Raw genomic sequence first — 19,923 nt, 5'->3', positions numbered from 1 at the left:
TACGCGCCTCGTGGGAACGCTGCGCTCGAGGCAACGGCGCTGCGCGCCTCGGAGAAACGGCCTTCGGCCTCGGGACAACGCTGCGCTCGTGGAACGGCATTTCCCCCGACTTCCACGAGGCCCGTATGGGCCGTTGACACGATCTCCCCCCGACTTTCACGAAACCCGCGAAGCGGGTTGTTGCCACGATCTTCCACGCTTCGCTCGTGAAAACGGCGCTACGCGCCTCGTGGGAACGCTGCGCTCGAGGCAACGGCGCTGCGCGCCTCGGAGGAACGGAGCTTTCCCCGACTGCCACGAGGCCCTTGGGCCGTTGACACGGTTTTCCCGACTGCCACGATCTCCCCCACGCTTCGCTCGTGAAAACGGCGCTGCGCGCCTCGGGACAACGCTGCGCTCGGGGAAACGGCACGTCCCCGACTGCCACGAGGCCCTTGGACCGTTGACACGACTCTCCCCCCGACTTTCACGAAACCCGCGAAGCGGGTTGTTGCCACGATCTTCCACGCTTCGCTCGTGAAAACGGCGCTACGCGCCTCGTGGGAACGCTGCGCTCGAGGCAACGGCGCTGCGCGCCTCGGAGGAACGGAGCTTTCCCCGACTGCCTCGAGGCCCGTATGGGCCGTTGACACGGTTTTCCCGACTGCCACGATCTCCCCCACGCTTCGCTCGTGAAAACGGCGCTGCGCGCCTCGGGACAACGCTGCGCTCGGGGCAACGGCGCTGCGCGCCTCGGAGGAACGGAGCTTTCCCCGACTGCCACGAGGCCCGTAAGGGCCGTTGCCACGACTCTCCCCCCGACTGCCACGAGGCCCGTATGGGCCGTTGACACGACTCTCCCCCCGACTGCCACGAAGCCCGTAAGGGCCTGCCACGATCTCCCCCCCCGACTTTCACGAAACCCGCGAAGCGGGTTGTTGCCACGAAACTACCCCCCCCCTCCCCCGACGGCATCCCTTATCACGTCCCACGTCCCCGCGGCGCAGCTGCCCGGCGCAAACTTACGTTCCGCGCGTTCCCTCGCCCGGCGTCCGAGCGCGTCCCGCCCGGCCTCGTCTTCGTCCATGGCCCGCGCCATCGCCTCGGCCGCCGTCTGCGGCGAAGGATCGTCGAACGCGATCCCCGTGTCCCCGACCACCTCCGGCATGGACGCGGCGCGGTGATAGACCGCCGGACAACCCGCGGCCATGGCTTCGAGCAGCGGCAGGCCGAACCCTTCGTAGCCCGACGCCGTCACGAACCACCGCGCGTGGGCGTAATGACGGCGCAGTTCGTCGTCCGGCAGCCCCGACCGCAGCTCGACCAGGTCTTCCAAACCCTTCTCCCGGATCAGCGCCTCGATCTTCGCGCGTTCTTCCGGTGGTGCGCCGCCGACGAGCACCAGCTTCCATCTCCGCTCCCGGAACCGTTCACGCAGCAGACCGCAGGCCCGGACCAGCGTGTCGACGTGCTTGTACGGTTTGAACGTACCCACGTAGAGCATGAATGGTCGGTCCACGGGGGACCCCCCCGGAAGCGGGCGGTCCCACGCCGCCGGGTAGTCATTGTATACCACCGTGATTTTTCCGGCCGCCGAGGGTTCGAACGATATGAGATCGCGCCGCGTGCAGTCCGAGATCGCGATCACCCGCACCGCCCTGCGCAGCGACGCCCTGAGCTGGGCCTTCACCAGCGCGCGCTTCAATCCGCGCGGACCGTCCGGGAGGTGGAGAAAGGCGACATCCGGAACGCTCAGCACGACCGAAGCCGGACACCGCAGGGGGGCCTTGTAGTACGGCGAGAAGAAGATGTCCGCCTCCCATCGGCGGGCCAGATGCGGCAGACCCCACTGATCCGCGAGCTGCGTCTGGCGGACCGGGACCGCGACCCGGCGGAACCGCGGTCCCGCCAGTTCCGGCGGCATCGCCGCGGGGTCGCCCGCCAGGATGCACTCGGGAGCATCCCCCTGGTCTTTCAGCGGAAGGAGGATGTTGAGCAGGTAGCGCCCGATCCCCGTGATCCGGCCGGGCACGAATTCGCGCGCGTCGACGAGCACTCTCATCGTTCGCGCTCCAGATCGTCGTACAGCCGCTCCAGCCCGTCGATCATCGCCTCCAGACTGAACAAGCCGGCCCGGGCCCGGCCCGCCGCGCCCATCTTCCGCCTCCGATCCGGGTCGCCCGCCAGTTCCAGCATGGCGGCCCCGAGTTCGTCCGCCGACTCCGGAGGGAACAGCAGCCCCGTTTCCCCGCCCGCCACCACGTCGTTGAGCCCTCCGACTGCGGAGGCGATGACCGGCAGACCGGCGGCCGACGCCTCGACGGCGGCCCGGCCCATCCCCTCGTTGCGCGAGGCGAGCACGAACCCGTCGATCGCGCCGAAAAAAGCGCGGGGGTCACCGGTCCAACCCGTGAAGAGAACGTGATCTCGGACGCCCAGTTCATCCGCGAGGCGTTCCAGCGCGGAGCGTTCCGCCCCGTCGCCCGCCACAAGAAAGAAGAGATCCCGGTTTTTCTCGCGTGCGGCGGCGAACCCGCGAAGCGCGATGTCCACGCCTTTCACCGGTTCCAGGCGTGCAAGTGTTCCGAACGCCGTCGCGTCCTCCGGCACGCCGAAGCGCCGCCGCGCCTCCGGGCCGGGCCCCGGTCCGGCATAGCGCCCGAGGTCCACCCCGCTGGGGATCACGGCGTACCGGGATTCCCGTCCGATGTTCAGTGCGAGTTCCTCGTCACGCTCCGTGGCCGTAAGCGCGACCAGCCGGTCCGTGAATCCCGCCGCCCAGCGTTCGAGTGCGAGATAGAAACGCGCGACCGGCGGGGAGAAATAGCCGCCGAAGACGTGCCCGTGCGGCGTATAGACGATGCGGGGCACGCGGCACCACCGGCCCGCGATCCTTCCGAGCAGCCCCGCCTTGGACGAATGCACGTGGAGGATATCGGGACGTTCGTGGCCGATGAGGCGCACGAGACCGAAAAGCGCACGCAGGTCATGCCACGGATGGATATCGCGTCGAAGGGCGGGAAGGATCGTCACGTCCCCGCGTCGCGCCGTCTCCGGCGGCGCCGATCCCGTGATCAGCCTCACGCGCCGGCCGCGTTGCGACAACCCGTCGATGCTGAGCATCGTATTGACGGCCGAACCGCCCCCGTCGATACGGGTGATCACGTGCAGGACATAGGGCCGTCGATCCATGGATCGAACTTAATGCATCCCGGACGCGGTTGGAATCCGATTTTTGCGCGCGATGCGTGAGAGCTACATCCACTCCACCGTAAACCGCTGAATAATCTCCCCCCGCACACGGAAACCGCAGCCGTGCTTGAAATACTTCTCCCTGCGCATCGCCTCGGAACGCGATTCAAAATGCTCCCAGTAGACCAGGAAAGGCGATCGCATCCGCCGCGTCCAACGACTCATCCCGTCCCGATGCTCGTAGTAGCGAAGGATCAGGTGGCTGGTGTGCCCGACGTAGGACAAGCCCGTCTCCGGACAGTAGAGGATATATACGAAATACACGGCTGGATCGAACCGTTGAGGAACATGGGGTGAATGACGGGATTTGAACCCGCGGCCTCCAGGGCCACAACCTGGCGCTCTAACCAACTGAGCTACATCCACCGTAGAAAATGAATCGATCAGGGTACGGATTCAGACCGGGAAATCAAGGCTTTACCCAAAAACACAGCCTCCAAGGCCATCCTGCTGGACAGCAGGACTCTAACCAACTGAGCTACATCCACCGTAGAAAATGAATCGATCAGGGTACGGATTCAGACCGGGAAATCAAGGCTTTACCCAAAAACACAGCCTCCAAGGCCATCCTGCTGGACAGCAGGACTCTAACCAACTGAGCTACATCCACCGTAGAAAATGAGTCGTCAGGGTACGGATTCAGACCGGGAAATCAAGGCTTTACCCAAAAACACAGCCTCCAGGGGGTGCACGTGTAGGTTGGTTCGGGGAGGAGGAGGAATCAGAGTAAAATAGAATCGAAACCGGGCTTCACCTCCGGGTCATAGAGCACATGATACGTACGCGTACTCGGAGCGCCGAAGGTGCGATCCCACAGCCCCGATTCAAGAAATCGAGTACGAGAAGCGCTCCGCTGAGTAAGAGTCCGATATTACCGGGCTGTCCCAATGTTGAATTCAGGAACAACGGGGTTTCAGTTTATAATTTGTAAATATTCGGCACACGATTTAGACTCCCGCTTCCAAAAGGCAGGAAATACCCTGCTTGTTCAAAGAAGGAGGCGGTGAGATGGATTCGATGTTATTTGCGACGATTGTGGCGATTACCAGCGTTTTCGGCCTGGGAATGACCATGGCGCTGCTGGGCTCGGTTAAACTCAGACTGACCCGGAACCTCGGCATCGACGATGCCCGCATGGGGCGACTCTTTTCGGTCTACAATTTCAGCAACCTGATCTTCGTGCTCCTGGCGGGCATGCTGTGCGACAAGATGGGGTTCAAGGCCGTGGCGATTATGGGGTATGTGCTCGGCGCGCTGGCTATTTTTCTGTTCGGCAAGGCAAACAAATACGGCGCCGCGATCCTCGGCTGCGTGCTGCTCGGAATCGGCGGCATGTTCATGAACTCCGTGGGCAACACCATGCTCACGTACGAATCGATCCTCTTCGAAGACGCCAGCACCTCCAATAATTTCGGTAATGTCTTTTTCGGTATCGGCGCCTTCTGCGTGCCGCTGATCACGGCCTGGCTGTTCCGCAAAACGACGTATGCCGCCACCCTGACGGCACTGGCCTGCATTATTCTCGTGCCTGTGGTGTTCGCGATCTTCGGGACCTTTCCCGAGCCGCCCACCGGATTCAGCATGGCCAAGGCGGCGGAACTGATTATGCAACCCCACATCATTCTCGGCGCTCTCGCGCTGATGTGCTACATCGCCCTCGAGGTATCCATGGGGGGCTGGATCACCACCTATATGAGTCACCTGGGCGCGACGGAAGAACGCGCCTCGCGCGCCCTGTCCGGTTTCTGGGTCGCCGTCATGGCCGGACGCCTGCTTGCTTCGCTGGTGGTGGCGCGAATCTTCATCGGCATGGGAACGAGCCTGGATCTCGCGGGACCGTGGTTCATTCTCGGGCTGGGCCTTGTCGCCGCAATCACCCTGTTCTCCATGGTGAAAATCCATGCGCTCGGCGCAGCCTCGCTTGCCGTGATCATAACCGGACTGGTATTCGCTCCGGTGTTTCCCACGGTGATCGGCGTCACACTCTCGCGTACCGCCGCCGAGCTGCGCGGTTCGGCCTTCGGCCTGATTTTCGCGGTGGGGCTGGTCGGCGCGATCTTCCTGCCGGCGTGGATGGGCGCGATCTCCAGCGGCGAGGGCAGGACGATCAAGGATAGCATGAAAGTCGCCGGCGGCACGGCGGTCGTGCTGGCCGTGCTGGCGCTGATCATGGGGCTCGCGCTCCGTGCCCCGGTCGGTGGCTGAACGCGAAGGTTCAGCCACAGGGACGGGCGGCGTTCGCCCGTCCCGCCCGGCATCCTCCGCGCCCCTCGCTGAGGAGAGCCGCGGACTTCGTTAACGATCACGCATGTATGAACAGAAAGCTGTTCCGGGCGATCAGATCGCCGGCAGGCGCTGAAGGAAGAAGTTGCTTTTTTTCTCGGCGCCGATCGTGGTGGGGGCGCCGTGACCGGGGTGGACGCGGCACCGGTCTCCGACCCGGGCGAGCAGTTTCTTCAGCGAATCGCTCAGCACCTTCGCATCGCCGGAAGGCAGGTCCGTCCGCCCGACGCTGCCCTGAAACAGCGTGTCGCCGGAAAAGAGTACCTGTTCATCCTCAAAGTGAAAGCATACTCCGCCGGGGGAGTGGCCGGGGGTCGTTATGATCCTGTAGCGCAGTCCCGCGTCTTCCCAGATCTGACCGTCGGCCAATTCGCGTTCGATGGTGTCCGGCCGCTCCGGAACCCCGTAATACCCCGGGATCTGGTTGCGGTCGTCAAAGGCCCACTCCGCGTCGGCGGGATGCATCGCCACAGGGGCGCGACGGCGACGGTGGAGTCCGCCGAGCGCGTTGAGGTGGTCGGCGTGACCGTGCGTAATCAGGTACGCCGCAACCTCCCATTTCTTTTCCCTGAGCACGCGGTCGATGCGTTCCCCTCCCGCACCGGGGTCAATGACGAGTGCGTGGGTATCGTCCCCCGTGACCAGGTAACAGTTGACTTCGAAAGGTCCGGTGGCGAGGGTCTCAATCTGCATGGTCGATATCCGGGGTTGAATGTTCCACTCTACCGCCTCGCGTGAGACGTCGGCTCGTGATCGGGTGAAGCGTTCCTGACTACCATGTCCCACAACCGTGATCCAGTCTTTTTGGAATGAAGCGGTTTTTTCCGGGGAAACTCCCGAAAAGCGTGCGGGCTTGACCCGGTCGGTCCCGCAAAGGATAATGGGCGCCCGGTTTCTACAGGATGAACCGCTGAAAAGGAGAGATTGTGATGGATCGTCGGCGTTGTGTACAGGATGCATTGAATCACCGGACTCCGGAAAAATTGCCGGTGGACTTCGGAGCTACGGCGGTGACCGGAATCCACGTCTCCGTGGTGGCGGCGCTCCGTGAACATTTCGGACTGGATCGCCATCCGGTCAGGGTCACTGAACCCTACCAGATGCTCGGCGAAATCGAACCGGACCTGATGGACGTGCTGGATGTGGACGTCGTGCCCGCGGCGCCCAGCGGAACCATGTTCGGATTCCCTGCGGGGAACTGGAAGGAATGGCGTACCCCCTGGGGGCAGGATGTCCTGGTGCCCGGCGATTTCAACACCACGACGGAGCCGAACGGCGACATCCTCATATATCCCGAAGGAGACACCTCCGCGCCACCCTGTGCGAAAATGGCGAACGCGGCGTTCTTTTTCGACACGATCATCCGCCAGGAGGAGATCGACGACGACCGCCTGAATCCCGAGGACAACCTTCAGGAGTTCGCCCCCGTCGGCGAAGAGGATCTTGAATACTGGCGCGGCGAGATCGACCGCGCCGCCGCGACCGGTCGGTCCGTGATCGCGAATTTCGGCGGCACCGCCTTCGGAGACATCGCACTGGTCCCCGGCCCCATGCTCAAGCACCCGAAGGGTATCCGCGATATCGAGGAATGGTACATGTCACTCGTGATCCGCCGGGACTATGTCCATGAAATCTTTCAGAAGCAGTGCGATATCGCCATCGGCAACCTGGAGAAGCTCGCGCCGGTGGCCGGCGACAAGGTCGATGCGGTCTTCATCTGCGGCACCGACTTCGGTACGCAGAAGGGCCAGTTCTGCTCGCGCGAGGATTACCGCGAACTGTGGCTCCCCTACTACAAGCGGGTGAACGACTGGATTCACGAGCACACCCCCTGGAAGACTTTTAAGCACTCATGCGGGGCGGTGGACCCGCTGATTCCCGACCTGATCGAATCCGGCTTCGATATTCTGAACCCGGTGCAGTGCTCCGCCGAAGGCATGGACCCGCAGCACCTGAAGGATTCGTACGGCGATCAAATGACTTTCTGGGGCGGGGGCGTGGATACCCAGCACACGCTGCCCTTCGGCTCACCGGAGGACGTGAGGCGGCAGGTGGCGGAACGTTGCCGGATCTTCGGCCAACAGGGCGGATTCGTCTTTAATACGATCCATAATGTCCAGGCGCGGACCCCCGTGGAAAACCTCGTCGCTATGCTGGACGCCGTGCGCGAGTATAACCGGCCGTCCGCGTAAAAGACGGAGTCCATTTTTTTGGAATGACTCTTCCCCTGGAATAGCCCGATTCACTATTTCCGTACGAATCGCGCCACGAATCCGCCGTGGGCGTGGACCTTGATCAGCAGCGGGTCATGCAGGGCCCGCACTTCGGTCACGGCGCGGGCCAGCTTATGCGGGTCGTCCTCGGCTTCATGCAGGATCGTGGCCTGCCAGTGGCCGTCTTTCAGGAAGAACGTGCCGAGCGAATACTCGAAGGCCTCGTCGGTGCCGTTCATGACCGCTACCCACCACTCTTCGCCCTTGCGGCGCGCGAACGCCGCCACCCGCCCGATCTCGCTTCCCGCGATCGCCCGCGTCTCATCCCAGCTCACGGGCATGGCACGCATCATGTCGAAGGCGAGGCTTTCGCGATAGACGTCCGTTGAATCCGCCCAGGCGTGCACCGGCGAGCTGAAAATCACCGCCGAGGCGAACTGCAGTCCCGCCGTGGTATCGCCCATACGGTCCGGGCGCAGGGTCATCGGACTGAAGTCGGCCGGACCCGCGATGAGCCGGGTGAACGGATACACGCAGTATTGCGACGCGGGCAACGCGTAGCCCTCGTTTCGGTTGTGATCGAGGCCCCGGATCGCTTCGCGCGTCATCTCGTTGGGCCAGGTCCGCATCTGGCCCGCCGCTTTGCCCGTATCACGAAAACTCACCATCAGCTCCCGCGCCGCGGCCTCCCGGAGCAGCTGCATGCTCAACGCCAATGTGTCCTGAGATTCGCCGCTCAACCCGTTAAAGGTGACCCCTTCGACCATCGCCTTCCCGCAGCGGTCGAAGAACGCCTTCCGCTCATCCGCACTCTCAAGGCGGGACCGCCGGTCTTCTTCCGTGCTCACCGATATCCAGACTCCGATATCGCGGTTGCCCGCATATTCCACCAGTTCGCGGAGGCGTTCCCAGCGCCGGTCTCCGCGCCCCCAGCCGAATTCCGGATCTTCCCAGCCCGCGCCGACCCTGAAACTCCCGCACCCCAGAGAGGAAGCTTCATCCACCAGCGCCTTCTGCCGGTTCCAGCGGGCGCCCTCGCGTCCATGAACCCATTCCGGCCGGTAGCAGGTCCCGGGCTCCAGCCACCCGGTGCGCATCGCCTCGGGAAACAGGTGCCGGTCCGGTTCGGGAGCGAGGTGATGGATCACCCGCGACTGTACGAGCTGATCGAGGTGATCGGCCGCCAGCACCACGCGCCACGGCGACGTGAACGGTCCCTCCATCGTCCAGCCCTGCGGGTCGTGGATGAAGCGGCTCTGCAGCAGTCCGCCCTCATCCAGCCTCAGACTCATGCCGCTGTAACGCAGCACGTCGGCCTCGGCAATCATCACAAACCGGCCGTCGGGCAGCTCGGCCGTCACCGGAAGACCGAATTCGGTTTTCTGATCTTTATGCTGATCGAGGCGCCAGCGCCGCCATTCGGCTTCAAAGGTATGCGGATCGTCCTGCGCCCAGAACACGGTCTTTCTCGGGAAATCGAAGGCGGTGACCTCGCCGACGACCCGGTGCGTCCCCTCGCCCGGGATCTGATAGCGCCAGGCGATGCCGGTGTCGTAGGCGCGCACGTCGAGCACCCAGTACTCGTCGTAAGGGTAGTGCCATACCTTGAGCCTCAGGCCGTCGGCGTGATGGCGCGCCCGCGAAGCGCGCCCCCGCGTGTCGTATCGCTCGCGCACCGCGTAGCGATTCAGTACCTCCAGCTTCACGTCGTCGCCCAGCTCCACCCCGTCGACCGTGATTCCGATCGGCGAGCGCTGGAGCACCGTCTCCCAGCCGCGCTGCACCTGAATCGTGAGCTGGCCACCGGGATGCACGTCCACCTCGGCGCTGACCCGCCCCAGCGGACTGATGACGGTATGACGGTAGACTTCGCCGCGGAATTGCGGCCAGACGCCGGGATAAGCCATTCCGGCGCTGAGAGAGAGATCGATCGCCCCCGCCGGGAGCCCCGTGACCCAGCACCCCGCGAGCAGCACACACAGCAGCTTTTTCATTCGAACGCTCCTTACGGTCGGGAAACGAAAACCTACGCAGGAGTATTGTCACGTTCACCTTTTATTTTACCAGAACATAATCGGGGAGGCATGGGGGAGGGTCTGGAGTGAGAGGGCTGAAACCTGATGGCTGAAGAGCATGAAGGGGTGAACATCATTCTTACTCTTACTCGTACTCGTACTCGTACTCGGAGCGCCGAAGGCGCGATCCTTTATCCCATTCAAGAGATCGAGCACGAGTACCGCTTCGCTGAGCACGAGTATGCGTACGTTGTGACGCAAGCGGATTTCTAATCCAGCCGCTACGATTTCAGTCGTTCCACAAAAATCCACGAAGAACCACTTTTACTTAGGTTTCCGGTCTCCCTCAATCTCTCCCCCCACGCAGCCTTCAGGTCTCAGCCTTCCCGCTCAGTTTCTGAATCTCCCCCGCCACTTCCTCGGCGGAGCCGGCGGAGGCATCGATGTGCAGGTCGGCCCAGCGCTCGTAGAGCGGGCGGCGTTCGCGAGCGAGCTGTTCAAGGGAGAGACCGGGGCGACGCACCATGCCGCGCTGACCGCCCTCCCCGATCCGCCGCCGCAGCGTGTCCACGCCGCAGTCCAGCCAGACCACCGGGCCGAGCGAGCGCAGGTGCGTCATCGCGGCGTCGCTGTAGACCGCGCTTCCGCCGGTGGCGATGACGCATCGTTCCGCACGCAGCGCCCGTAGGGTCTCCTCTTCCAGCCTGCGGAAGCCGTCGAGCCCGCGCCGCTCCAGCACCTGCTGCAGTTTCATGCCCTCCGCCTGCTGGATGCGCAGATCGGTGTCGATGAATCCCCGTCCGCTGCGGCGTGCGAGCAGCACCCCGACGGTACTCTTGCCCGAGCCGGGCATCCCGATCAGCACCACATTACGGCCGCGGGGGCCGGGAGATTGACTTTGTTCGGCGGTCTTCATGCCGTAGGATATAGCATCGCCAACGCGGGAGATAAATCGGGATGGACAAGAAACTTTTTCTGATCGACGGCATGGGGCTGATCTACCGGGCCTATTTCGTCTTCCTGCGCAATCCGCTGATCACCTCCGACGGGGTGAACACGTCGGCCGTGTTCGGCTTCCTGAACGCCCTGGTCGAAATCCAGGAAAATCAGGAGCCGACGCACATCGCGGTGGCGATCGATGCCGGGGGACCCACCTTCCGCCACGAGGTCTTTCCCGAGTACAAAGCTCAGCGGGAGGAGACGCCCGAGGGCATTGTCGAGTCCGTGCCCATTATCCGCGAGATGCTCGACGCGTTCCACATACCGGTGCTCATGGAGGAAGGGGTGGAGGCCGACGATGTGATCGGCACGCTCGCACGCCATGCGCCGGAAGAGGGCTACGAGTCCTACATGGTCACCGCCGACAAGGATTTCGCACAGCTGGTGAACGACCACGTCCACCTCTACCGCCCGGGCCGCAAGGGCGGTCCGCCCGAAATCCTCGGCGCGTCCGACGTCCGCGAACAATGGGGCATCGAAAACCCCGGACAGGTCGCGGACATCCTCGGCCTCGCCGGGGACACCTCCGACAACATCCCGGGCGTGCCGGGGATCGGAGAAAAGACGGCCGGGAAACTCATCCGGCAGTTCGGCTCGGTCGAAAACCTCCTGGCGCATACCGACGAGCTGAAGGGCAAACAGCGCGAAAAGATCGAGGAGAACCGCGACAGGGCCCGGCTCTGCAAGCAGCTCGTGACCATCCGCTGCGACGTACCGCTGCAGGTGCGGCTCGAGGACTTCCGGCGGCGGGACCCCGACGCCGCGAAACTCCGGACCCTCCTGCGGAAGTACGAGCTGAAATCCGTCGCTCGTCGGCTTTTCGGCGAGGAACCGGCGCCGAAACCGGTCGCCGCCGAGACCGGTGAAGCGGCGCAGACAGAGCTGTTCGCCATGGAGGAGACCGCCGGGGAACCCCGGGATGTGAGCACCATCGCAGACACCCCGCACGACTATCATGCCGTATCGACGGAGGAGGACCTCAAGGCGCTCCGCCGTACGCTCAAGGCGAGTGGAGCGTTCTGTCTCGATACCGAGACCACCTCGCTGCATCCGGAGACGGCGGAGCTGATCGGCCTCTCTTTCGCGGTCGAACCGCACGAGGCGTGGTTTGTCCCGGTGGATGCGTCCAGCCTCGAAACGGTGCTGGATCTTCTGAGGCCGGTGCTGGAAGACGACGGTCTGATCAAGATCGGCCATAACCTGAAATTCGATCTCTGTGTCCTGCGCTGGCAGGGGATCCGGGTTCGCGGTCCCTGCTACGATACGATGATCGCGCATTACCTGATCGATCCCGACCAGCGGCACGGCATGGACCACGTCGCCGAGACGCTGCTTCATTACCGCCCGATCCCGATCCGCGAACTGATCGGGGAAAAGGGCCGCGAACAGAAGACGCTGCGCGACGTCCCCGCGGACCGTCTGCGGGAGTATGCCGCCGAGGACGCCGACATCACGCTGCAGCTCTGGCGCCGACTTGAACCCATGCTGGAGGAGGCCGGACAGCGGCGCGTGTTCTACGAGATCGAAAGCCCGCTCGTGCCCGTGCTCGCCGAAATGGAGTGCGAGGGGATTGCGCTCGATACCGCGGCGCTGGAACGCTTCGCCGCCCGGCTCGAAGAACAGCTTCGGGAACTGGAACGGATCATTTACCGGGAGGCGGGGATGGAGTTCAACCTCAACTCCCCCAAACAGCTCGGCGAAGTCCTGTTCGACCATCTGAAACTAAAGGCCAAACCGAAAAAGACCCGCACCGGACAGTACGCGACCCACGAAGCCGTGCTGGAGTCCCTGGCGACGGAACACGAAATCGCGGCGCGACTCCTCGAACACCGTCGGCTGATGAAGCTGAAGGGCACCTATGTCGACGCCCTGCCCCGGTACGTCGTGTCTTCCACCGGGCGGGTCCACACCCATTTCGCCCAGACCAACACCGCGACCGGGCGGCTGGCATGCCACACACCCAACCTTCAGAACATTCCCATCCGGCGCGAGGAGGGACAGGAGATCCGCCGCGCCTTCGTCCCGCGTTCGGAGGAGTTCACCCTGCTGGCCTGCGACTACTCGCAGGTGGAGCTGCGCATCATGGCCGACCTGAGCGGCGATACGGGGATGCGGGAGGCCTTCGAGCGGGGCGAGGACATCCATGCTGCCACGGCATCCCGGATCTACGGGGTCGAGCCCCCGTCCGTCGACCGCGAGCTGCGCCGGCGCGCCAAGACGGTTAATTTCGGCCTCATCTACGGTATCTCGGCGTTCGGCCTCGCGCAGCGACTCGTCATCCCCCGCGAGGAGGGCGCGGAAATCATCGAGCAGTATTTCACGCAATACCCCGGCGTGCGCGAATACATGGAGCGCACGGTCGCCGCCGCACGCGAGACCGGTTACGTGGAGACAAAGACGGGCCGCCGCCGGCATATCCGCGACATCCACGTCCGCAACGCGACCGTCCGCGGCGCCGCGGAACGCAACGCCATCAACGCCCCCATACAGGGGACGGCGGCCGATATGATCAAGCTGGCCATGATCCGCGTCCGGGACCTGATCGACCGCGAAGGTCTGCGCTCACGGATGCTCCTGCAGGTCCACGATGAACTCGTCTTCGACCTCCACCTCGAGGAACAGACCGAGCTGGTCCCCCGGATCGAGAAAATCATGCGCGAGGCCCTGCCGCTCTCCGTGCCCGTCGTCGTCGACTCCGGCACAGGAGCGAACTGGCTCGAGGCACATTGAGATCGGGCGGAGAGAATGAGGAGTGGGAAACCTGAAACCTGAAGGCTGAAGGCTGAATTCCCCCGGGGGCCCCCATGTGGAACTCAGGTCAGGCTTCCCACTCCCTCTGACTCTGAGATCTTACTCAGGTTTCAGGTTTCTCACTCACCTCCCACTCTTACTCTGATTCTGATTCTGACTCTAACTCTGACTCTGATTCTGACTCTAACTCTGACCCTGACTCTGCCCCCACCTTCTTGCCCCGCCTTCTAATCCGTCTTCAGCGGGCCGCCGGGAGTGTTCCGGATGATCGTATGCTCCGGTGTTTTGCGGGAGGGCTCCGGATAATCCTTGGTGTAGTGCAGTCCCCGGCTCTCCCGCCGCCGCTGTGCGGAGCGGACGATCAGTTCGGCCACGGCGGCGACGCTGCGCAGTTCGAGAAGGTCGCGCGTGATGAGGTAGGCGCAGTAGTAGTTGCGCACCTCTTCGCGGATCGTCGTGATCCGCTTGCGGGCGCGCGCGAGGCGGCGGTCGGAGCGTACGATGCCCACGTAATCCCACATCACCGAACGCACCTCGTTCCAGTTGTGTTCGACGACGACCGCCTCGTCGCTGTGGACGGCGTCGCCGTATTTCCAGGACGGGATCCGGTCCTCGATCGTTCCGTCCTCGTCCGCGGCATAGTCCGCCATGCGCTCCGCCGCTCGGCCGGCGCAGACCAGCGCTTCGAGCAGCGAATTGCTTGCGAGGCGGTTGGCGCCGTGCAGACCGGTGCTGGCCACTTCGCCGCAGGCGAAGAGCCCCTTCATTTCGGTCGTCCCGTCGGTGCCGGCGATGACCCCTCCGCAGGAGTAGTGGGCGGCGGGCACGACCGGGATGGGCTGGCGCGCCATGTCGACACCGAACCGGAGGCAGGTCTCGTAGAGGTTGGGGAAGCGGCCGCGGAGAAACTCCTCCGACTTGTGCGTAATGTCGAGGTAGACGCAGGGGTCGCCGCGGCTTTTCATGATGTGGTCGATCGCGCGCGCCGTCACGTCGCGCGGCGCCAGGGACCCCTGCCCGGTGAACTTATGCATGAACGGCCGTCCGGCGGCGTCGATCAGTTCCGCTCCCTCGCCGCGGACCGCTTCGCTGATCAGGAAGGACTTGGCGTGCGGGTGGTAGAGGCAGGTCGGGTGAAACTGGATGAACTCCATATCCCGCACGGGGAGCCCCGCGCGCCAGGCCATGGCAAGCCCGTCGCCGGTGGCCACATCGGGATTGCTCGTATAGAGATAGGTCTTGCCCACGCCGCCGGTCGCCAGCAGCGTGGCGCCCGCCCGGACGGCGAGCACCTCGCCCGTGTCGCTGCTGAAGAAATAGGCTCCCACGCACCGGTTCGGCCCGTCCTGTCCCAGCCATCCGGTGGTGACCAGGTCGATGGCGGTCCAGTTTTCGATGACCTTGATGTCCGGCTCTTCGTTGACCCGGCCGAGAAGGACGCGGATCAGTTCTCCGCCGGTGATGTCCCCCACATGGAGGACCCGGCGACGCGAGTGTCCGCCCTCCTGCCCCAGGTCGTACTCGTCGGGATGGCGTCCCTTGCGGGTTGCAAACCGGAGTCCGAGCTGCTCCAGCTCGCGGATGCGGTCCGGTCCCGCCTCCAGGATTTCGCGGGCCACGGACTCCTCGCTCAAACCGCAACCGGTGCGCAGGGTGTCCTGGAGGTGCTGGCCGATCGAATCGTCTTTATCGACCACGCAGGCGATCCCGCCCTGGGCGTAGTTCGTATTGCTTTCGGTGCGGGCGCGCTTGGAGACGACGAACACGCGGCCGTGCCGGCTGAGATGAATCGCGGCCAGCAGACCCGCGGAACCGGAACCGATCACGAGAAAGTCGCAATCGAGCGTCTTCATCGCGGCGGGGGGCGGGCGTCCGGGGGACTGCGGGGTCATACCTTCTCCCCGCGGATCCGGTTCTTCTCTTCCTCGGCCTCTTCTCGGAGGCGGTTGATTTCAGCGGTTTTCGCCCCTTCGAGTTCCTGGACGGCGGCGTGGTCTCCGGTCGCACGCGCATCCTGTATCCGCTGGTCGTAGAGGATGCTCTGCTCCGCGACGCGGGCCCCGGTCTTCGTATCGACCTCCGCCAGCGCCTGCTTCTGTCCCGCCGAGAGACTGGACTTCTCTCCGCCGAGGCGTTCGAGCGCCAGTTCGTAGGCGCTTTTGATCTCCTCTCCCATAATCGACCTCCTTCGGTTGATGCCGTCACCGACGACGGCATTTTCCGACAAAGACCGCGCGGTTGAAAGACAAAGATCAGAAATAGACGCACGGCACGGATGGACTCCTGAGTTCCACATGGGGACCCCCGGGGGAATATCGTACTCGTACTCAGCGAAGCGGTACTCGTACTCGAATTCCTTGAACCAGGGGATGGACCTGTTCGTAGTAGCGCCGCACGCACCCGAAGGGCCAAGGCGCGTGATACCGTTCGTAGTAGCGCCGCACGCGCCCGAAGGGCCAAGGCGCGTTATCCGTTCGTAGTAGCGTCGCACGCCTGCCCCCGGCAGGCCAGGCGCGTGAAGATAACGGCCCTGGCCCTGCTTCGCAGGCCTGCGGGCCTACTACGAACTTTTTCCGCTGCGCGGGCCTGCGGGCCTACTACGAACGCAAGAGAGCGCGCACGATCTCTTTGCCTGTGCTCTTCTCATTTATCTTTGCGGTCCCGGCGCCTTTGCGAGAGAACTTTCTTGTGTTTTCGACCACGAATTGCCGATGACACGGATGGACTCGACCCGGGGAACCTCTCCGGTTAGGTTGAGTCGGAACACGCGAGAGCAACGCAACGGACAGGAATGCGAAGGAGTGGAAATGATACGCAAAGGCGGACGGTATGTGGTGATGGGACTGCTCAATGCGGATTCGATCGCGTATGCGGCGGGACGCGCCATCGAGCAGTTCGGCGGCGAAGTGATCTACACGGTCCAGAACGAGCGGATGCGGAAGATCTTTTTCGACCGCGGGTCGAGCGGTCTCTCGCAGCGGGACAAGGACGCGATGCGCATCGAGTACTGCGATGTGACCGTCGAGAACGAGATCCGCAACCTCTTCGACAAGACGGGGCCGATCGACGGCGTACTCCATTCGATTGCGTTCGCCAATCCCAAGACGTGCCTCGGCGACCACTTCTATACGAACTCCTGGGAGGATCTCAAGCAGGCCTTCCACATCAGCTGCGTCTCGCTGGCGCCGGTGACCCATTTCGCGCAGGAGCGCATGACACGCGGCGGATCGGTCGTTGCGCTCACCTTCGAATCGCAGGTCGCCTTCCCCTACTACAACTGGATGGGCGTCAATAAGGCCGCGCTCGAGGCCGCCGTGCGGGCGCTGGCCCGCGAGTACGGCAAAGAACACGTACGCGTCAACGCCGTCTCGGCCGGCCCGCTGACCACGAAGGCGGCCAAGTCGATCCCGCATTTCGCCCATCTCTCGCGCACTTGGAAGAAGATGAGCCCCCTGCCCTGGGATCCCGTCAAGGACAAGGAGAACGTGGCGCAGTCGGTCGTCTTTCTGCTCGGCGAGTATTCAAAGAAGATCACCGGCCAGACGATTCACGTCGACGGCGGAGTCTCGGCCATGGGCGGTCAGCTGCTCCCCTCCGAACGGCCGAAGGTCAGCAAACCCGCGAAGGCGCTGAAGGGGTAACGAGGATCGGTCCTCTTCATCCCCTCGCCTTCGCTCACCCCACCTCGACCACGCTCGGGGTATAGTCCTCGGGCGGCTCGTAGCCCATCAGCACGAGGCTGGTGGCGGCCAGGCTGCTGATGCCCAGATCCGGGTGGCCGGAGAGCCGGGCGTTCGACTGCCCTGAGGGGTCGTAGACGTAGACCGGAACCGGATTGAGCGAGTGGGCGGTCTTCGGTCTGGGCCGGCCGTGTTCGTCGCGCAGGATTTCCCCGGTCTTCTTATCGCGTGCGGCCATATCGTCCGAGTTCCCGTGGTCGGCGGAGGCGATCAGTGCTCCGTTCGTCTTCTTCACCGCCTCCATAATCCGCCCCACGCCCTCGTCCACGGCCTCGATCCCCCTGATGACGGCCTCGAATACGCCGGTATGGCCGACCATGTCTCCGTTCGGGTAGTTCAGCCGGATGAAGCGGTACCGGCCGCTTTCGATCGCCTCGACCGTCTTGTCGGTAAGCTCCTTCGCCTTCATCTCCGGCTTGTCTTCGAAGGGACAGCGGTCGGACGGGATTTCGACGTAGTCCTCGTAGTCCGGATTGAATTTTCCGGAGCGGTTGCCGTTGAAGAAATAGGTCACGTGACCGAATTTCTGGGTCTCGCTGAGCGCGAGCTGCTTCACCCCGGTCTTCGAGAGATACTCGCCGATGGTGCGGTCGATATGCGGCGGCGGGACGAGAAACTTTTTCGGGATCTCGAGATCACCGTCGTACTGCATCATCCCGGCGAATTTCACGTCGGGCCGCGGACCGCGGTCGAACTTGTCAAACGGGTCCTCGTCGAACGCCCGGCTCAGTTCGATGGCCCGGTCGCCCCGGTAATTGAAAAGAATCACGCTGTCGCCGTCGCGCACCGGACCGACCGGGGCGCCGTCGCGTTCGATCACAAACCCGGGCAGGTCCTGGTCGAGGATGCCGGGCTTCTCTCCGCGGAAGGTTTCGACCGCCTCGCGCGCGCTGGAGAAGGCGCGTCCCTCGCCGCGCACGTGGATCTTCCAGCCGCGGGCGACCATGTCCCAGTCGGCCTCGTAGCGGTCCATGGTGATGTTCATCCGGCCACCGCCGGAGGCGATGGCGTAATCCACCCCGTGTTCCGCATTGAGATCTGCGAGAAATCCCTCGAAGTCATCGATATACTCCAGCGCGGACGTCGGGGGCACGTCGCGCCCGTCGAGGAGCGCGTGGATCCTGACGGTTCCGACGCCTTCGTCTTTCGCGCGGCGGAGCATGGCGCGCAGGTGATCGAGATGGCTGTGCACGTTGCCGTCGGAGAAGAGGCCGATGAAGTGCAGCGTCGACTTCCGCTCCTTGACGTTGCCGGTCAGCTCCCGCCAGACCTCTCCGTCCCAGAGCACGCCGTCCTCGATGGCCGTATTGATCCGCGCCGCGCCCTGGTTGAAGATACGTCCCGCCCCGATGGCATTATGGCCCACCTCGCTGTTGCCCATATCGCCGTCGGTGGGCAGCCCCACGGCCGTGCCGTGCGCTTTGAGCTGCGAAGCGATGGCGTGTTCGGCCAACCAGTCGATATTCGGCGTCTTCGCCCGGTGGACGAGATTGCCTTCGTCCTGTCTGCCGATGCCGATACCGTCCATGACGACCAGCACGACCGGACCTTCAACCCCCGCGAAACGGGGATGTTTTTTCAGTGATTCCATGATGCGTTCCCTCCGTGAATAAAGTGGGGGCGAAGTATGGCAGAGACCCGACCGCCGGGTCTAGCCCGGATTACTCGCCGGCGTAATCATCCCCGTGCTCGTACTCAGCAAAGCGGTACTCGTACTCGAATTCCTTGAATCGATGGATGGGATCGCGCCTCCGGCGCTCCGAGGACGCGTACGAGTAAGAGTACGAATTATGTGCACCCCCCTCAACCAACCTTCATGTCCTTCATGTGAAGGTAGGGATTCTGCTGGACAGCAGAAGGCCGTCCGCAAAAAGAGCGGCGCGCTTAGCCTGTCCGCCGAAGGCATAAAGGGCCGAAGGCGGAGAGATCGCGCCCTACCCGCAAATCGCAAAGATGAATGAGAAGAGCACAGCCAAAGAAATCGTGCGTTCTCTCTTACGTTCGTAGTAGGCCCGCAGGCCTGCGAAGCAGGGCCAGGGCCGTTATCTTCACGCGCCTTGGCCTGCCGGGGGCAGGCTTGCGGCGCTACTACGAACGTTTGTCGTCTTCCATCCCGCCTCTTTCCCGAACGGCTCCACCACAAAAATCTGCGAAGAACCGGTGAATCCCGATTTCGATCCCGAATAACCAGAAACCTACGAAGCACCCATGTTCTTCGGCGAATACGAAGCCCGCAGCGAGCCCGCGCCTTCCCCGACGTCGGCCCAGCGATCGAGATCGAGCTGTATATCGGCGACCTCGCAGGTGCTCATCTCGCCTTCGACACCCGGAACGAGGTACGCCAGCAGCCCCTCCATCGAAGGATTGTGACCGACCAGCGCGATGTGCCCGAACTCATCCTCCTGATTCCGGATGACCTCGAGCAGGTCGGGCACGCTGTTCCGGAAGATACGCGGATCCTCGCACAGCGGAGCCCCCAGGGCTTCGGCGAAATACCGCGCGGTCGCCGCAGCGCGTACGGCGGGACTCGTGACGATCACCGATGGACGGAACGCTTCCGCTTTGAGCTTCGCCGCGATTTTCTTCGCGTCATTGCGGCCCCGTTCATTCAGGTCGCGATCGAAGTCCGTGCCCCGATCCCCCTGCTTCTCCGCTTTCCCGTGACGAATCAGTGTCACCCGCTTCATGGCC

General features: G+C 63.6%; 14 protein-coding genes and 1 tRNA gene. 4 read left to right on the top strand and 11 right to left on the bottom strand.

Annotation, left to right across the window (positions count from 1 at the left end):
* Positions 1-928: 928 nt before the first annotated feature.
* The 4 genes from L21SP4_RS03000 to L21SP4_RS02985 form a co-directional block, all read right to left on the bottom strand.
* A complete protein-coding gene (locus L21SP4_RS03000; protein ID WP_082116482.1) occupies positions 929-2,041 on the bottom strand; it encodes a glycosyltransferase family 4 protein in 1,113 nt (370 codons plus the stop codon).
* Positions 2,038-3,171 (bottom strand): glycosyltransferase family 4 protein, encoded by a 1,134-nt coding sequence (locus L21SP4_RS02995; RefSeq protein WP_052881267.1) that lies wholly within the window; start codon positions 3,169-3,171, stop codon positions 2,038-2,040. Before L21SP4_RS02995 ends, L21SP4_RS03000 begins: the two co-directional genes overlap by 4 nt.
* A gap of 63 nt (positions 3,172-3,234) precedes the next feature.
* On the bottom strand, positions 3,235-3,495 hold the full coding sequence (locus L21SP4_RS02990) for a GIY-YIG nuclease family protein (protein ID WP_074041371.1): 261 nt from the start codon (positions 3,493-3,495) through the stop codon (positions 3,235-3,237).
* Positions 3,496-3,520: 25 nt separating this feature from the next.
* A tRNA-His gene (locus tag L21SP4_RS02985) sits at positions 3,521-3,597 on the bottom strand.
* A 642-nt stretch (positions 3,598-4,239) separates the two neighbouring features.
* Here L21SP4_RS02985 and L21SP4_RS02980 point away from each other — a divergent pair.
* Complete coding sequence (locus L21SP4_RS02980; protein ID WP_052881265.1) at positions 4,240-5,436, top strand: MFS transporter; 1,197 nt, start codon at positions 4,240-4,242, stop codon at positions 5,434-5,436.
* Positions 5,437-5,568: 132 nt separating this feature from the next.
* On the opposite strand, the gene L21SP4_RS02975 is transcribed toward L21SP4_RS02980, so the two are convergent.
* A complete protein-coding gene (locus L21SP4_RS02975; protein ID WP_052881264.1) occupies positions 5,569-6,207 on the bottom strand; it encodes an MBL fold metallo-hydrolase in 639 nt (212 codons plus the stop codon).
* A gap of 236 nt (positions 6,208-6,443) precedes the next feature.
* Here L21SP4_RS02975 and L21SP4_RS02970 point away from each other — a divergent pair, with 236 nt between their 5' ends.
* Positions 6,444-7,706, top strand: coding sequence for a uroporphyrinogen decarboxylase family protein (locus L21SP4_RS02970; RefSeq protein WP_052881263.1), 1,263 nt, complete (start codon positions 6,444-6,446; stop codon positions 7,704-7,706).
* A gap of 53 nt (positions 7,707-7,759) precedes the next feature.
* Here L21SP4_RS02970 and L21SP4_RS02965 read toward each other — a convergent pair whose 3' ends face one another.
* Together L21SP4_RS02965 and L21SP4_RS02960 are read right to left on the bottom strand one after the other, a co-directional pair.
* Positions 7,760-9,721, bottom strand: coding sequence for a glycoside hydrolase family 97 protein (locus L21SP4_RS02965; RefSeq protein ID WP_052881262.1), 1,962 nt, complete (start codon positions 9,719-9,721; stop codon positions 7,760-7,762).
* A 391-nt stretch (positions 9,722-10,112) separates the two neighbouring features.
* Complete coding sequence (locus L21SP4_RS02960) at positions 10,113-10,658, bottom strand: shikimate kinase (protein ID WP_052881261.1); 546 nt, start codon at positions 10,656-10,658, stop codon at positions 10,113-10,115.
* A 41-nt stretch (positions 10,659-10,699) separates the two neighbouring features.
* On the opposite strand from L21SP4_RS02960, the gene polA reads away from it, so the two are divergent.
* Positions 10,700-13,471 (top strand): DNA polymerase I, encoded by a 2,772-nt coding sequence (gene polA, locus L21SP4_RS02955; RefSeq protein WP_052881260.1) that lies wholly within the window; start codon positions 10,700-10,702, stop codon positions 13,469-13,471.
* A 248-nt stretch (positions 13,472-13,719) separates the two neighbouring features.
* Here the strand turns inward: polA and nadB are convergent, their stop codons facing one another.
* Positions 13,720-15,384, bottom strand: coding sequence for an L-aspartate oxidase (gene nadB, locus L21SP4_RS02950; RefSeq protein ID WP_201774675.1), 1,665 nt, complete (start codon positions 15,382-15,384; stop codon positions 13,720-13,722).
* Positions 15,381-15,668, bottom strand: coding sequence for a hypothetical protein (locus L21SP4_RS02945; protein WP_052881259.1), 288 nt, complete (start codon positions 15,666-15,668; stop codon positions 15,381-15,383). The genes nadB and L21SP4_RS02945 overlap by 4 nt, the downstream gene beginning before the upstream one ends.
* 631 nt (positions 15,669-16,299) lie before the next feature.
* Between L21SP4_RS02945 and L21SP4_RS02940 the strand changes: the two genes are divergently transcribed.
* On the top strand, positions 16,300-17,133 hold the full coding sequence (locus L21SP4_RS02940; protein ID WP_052881258.1) for an enoyl-ACP reductase FabI: 834 nt from the start codon (positions 16,300-16,302) through the stop codon (positions 17,131-17,133).
* Between the two features lie 34 nt (positions 17,134-17,167).
* Here L21SP4_RS02940 and gpmI read toward each other — a convergent pair whose 3' ends face one another.
* Together gpmI and L21SP4_RS02930 are read right to left on the bottom strand one after the other, a co-directional pair.
* Positions 17,168-18,823, bottom strand: coding sequence for a 2,3-bisphosphoglycerate-independent phosphoglycerate mutase (gene gpmI / locus L21SP4_RS02935; RefSeq protein WP_052881257.1), 1,656 nt, complete (start codon positions 18,821-18,823; stop codon positions 17,168-17,170).
* 604 nt (positions 18,824-19,427) lie between these two features.
* Positions 19,428-19,919: a SixA phosphatase family protein gene (locus L21SP4_RS02930; RefSeq protein WP_052881256.1), complete on the bottom strand. Its 492-nt coding sequence runs from the start codon at positions 19,917-19,919 to the stop codon at positions 19,428-19,430.
* Positions 19,920-19,923: the final 4 nt, after the last annotated feature.

Source organism: Kiritimatiella glycovorans (genome assembly GCF_001017655.1).
Taxonomy (GTDB): domain Bacteria; phylum Verrucomicrobiota; class Kiritimatiellia; order Kiritimatiellales; family Kiritimatiellaceae; genus Kiritimatiella; species Kiritimatiella glycovorans.
This window is presented reverse-complemented; position numbering and strand designations above follow the sequence as displayed.

Excerpts from the sequence above, each read along its gene's own strand:
- L21SP4_RS03000 (WP_082116482.1), bottom strand. The coding sequence starts at position 2,041 with ATGAGAGTGCTCGTCGACGCGCGCGAATTCGTGCCCGGCCGGATCACG.
- L21SP4_RS02995 (WP_052881267.1), bottom strand. The coding sequence starts at position 3,171 with ATGGATCGACGGCCCTATGTCCTGCACGTGATCACCCGTATCGACGGG.
- L21SP4_RS02980 (WP_052881265.1), top strand. The coding sequence starts at position 4,240 with ATGGATTCGATGTTATTTGCGACGATTGTGGCGATTACCAGCGTTTTC.
- L21SP4_RS02975 (WP_052881264.1), bottom strand. The coding sequence starts at position 6,207 with ATGCAGATTGAGACCCTCGCCACCGGACCTTTCGAAGTCAACTGTTAC.
- L21SP4_RS02970 (WP_052881263.1), top strand. The coding sequence starts at position 6,444 with ATGGATCGTCGGCGTTGTGTACAGGATGCATTGAATCACCGGACTCCG.
- L21SP4_RS02965 (WP_052881262.1), bottom strand. The coding sequence starts at position 9,721 with ATGAAAAAGCTGCTGTGTGTGCTGCTCGCGGGGTGCTGGGTCACGGGG.
- L21SP4_RS02960 (WP_052881261.1), bottom strand. The coding sequence starts at position 10,658 with ATGAAGACCGCCGAACAAAGTCAATCTCCCGGCCCCCGCGGCCGTAAT.
- polA (WP_052881260.1), top strand. The coding sequence starts at position 10,700 with ATGGACAAGAAACTTTTTCTGATCGACGGCATGGGGCTGATCTACCGG.
- nadB (WP_201774675.1), bottom strand. The coding sequence starts at position 15,384 with ATGACCCCGCAGTCCCCCGGACGCCCGCCCCCCGCCGCGATGAAGACG.
- L21SP4_RS02945 (WP_052881259.1), bottom strand. The coding sequence starts at position 15,668 with ATGGGAGAGGAGATCAAAAGCGCCTACGAACTGGCGCTCGAACGCCTC.
- L21SP4_RS02940 (WP_052881258.1), top strand. The coding sequence starts at position 16,300 with ATGATACGCAAAGGCGGACGGTATGTGGTGATGGGACTGCTCAATGCG.
- gpmI (WP_052881257.1), bottom strand. The coding sequence starts at position 18,823 with ATGGAATCACTGAAAAAACATCCCCGTTTCGCGGGGGTTGAAGGTCCG.
- L21SP4_RS02930 (WP_052881256.1), bottom strand. The coding sequence starts at position 19,919 with ATGAAGCGGGTGACACTGATTCGTCACGGGAAAGCGGAGAAGCAGGGG.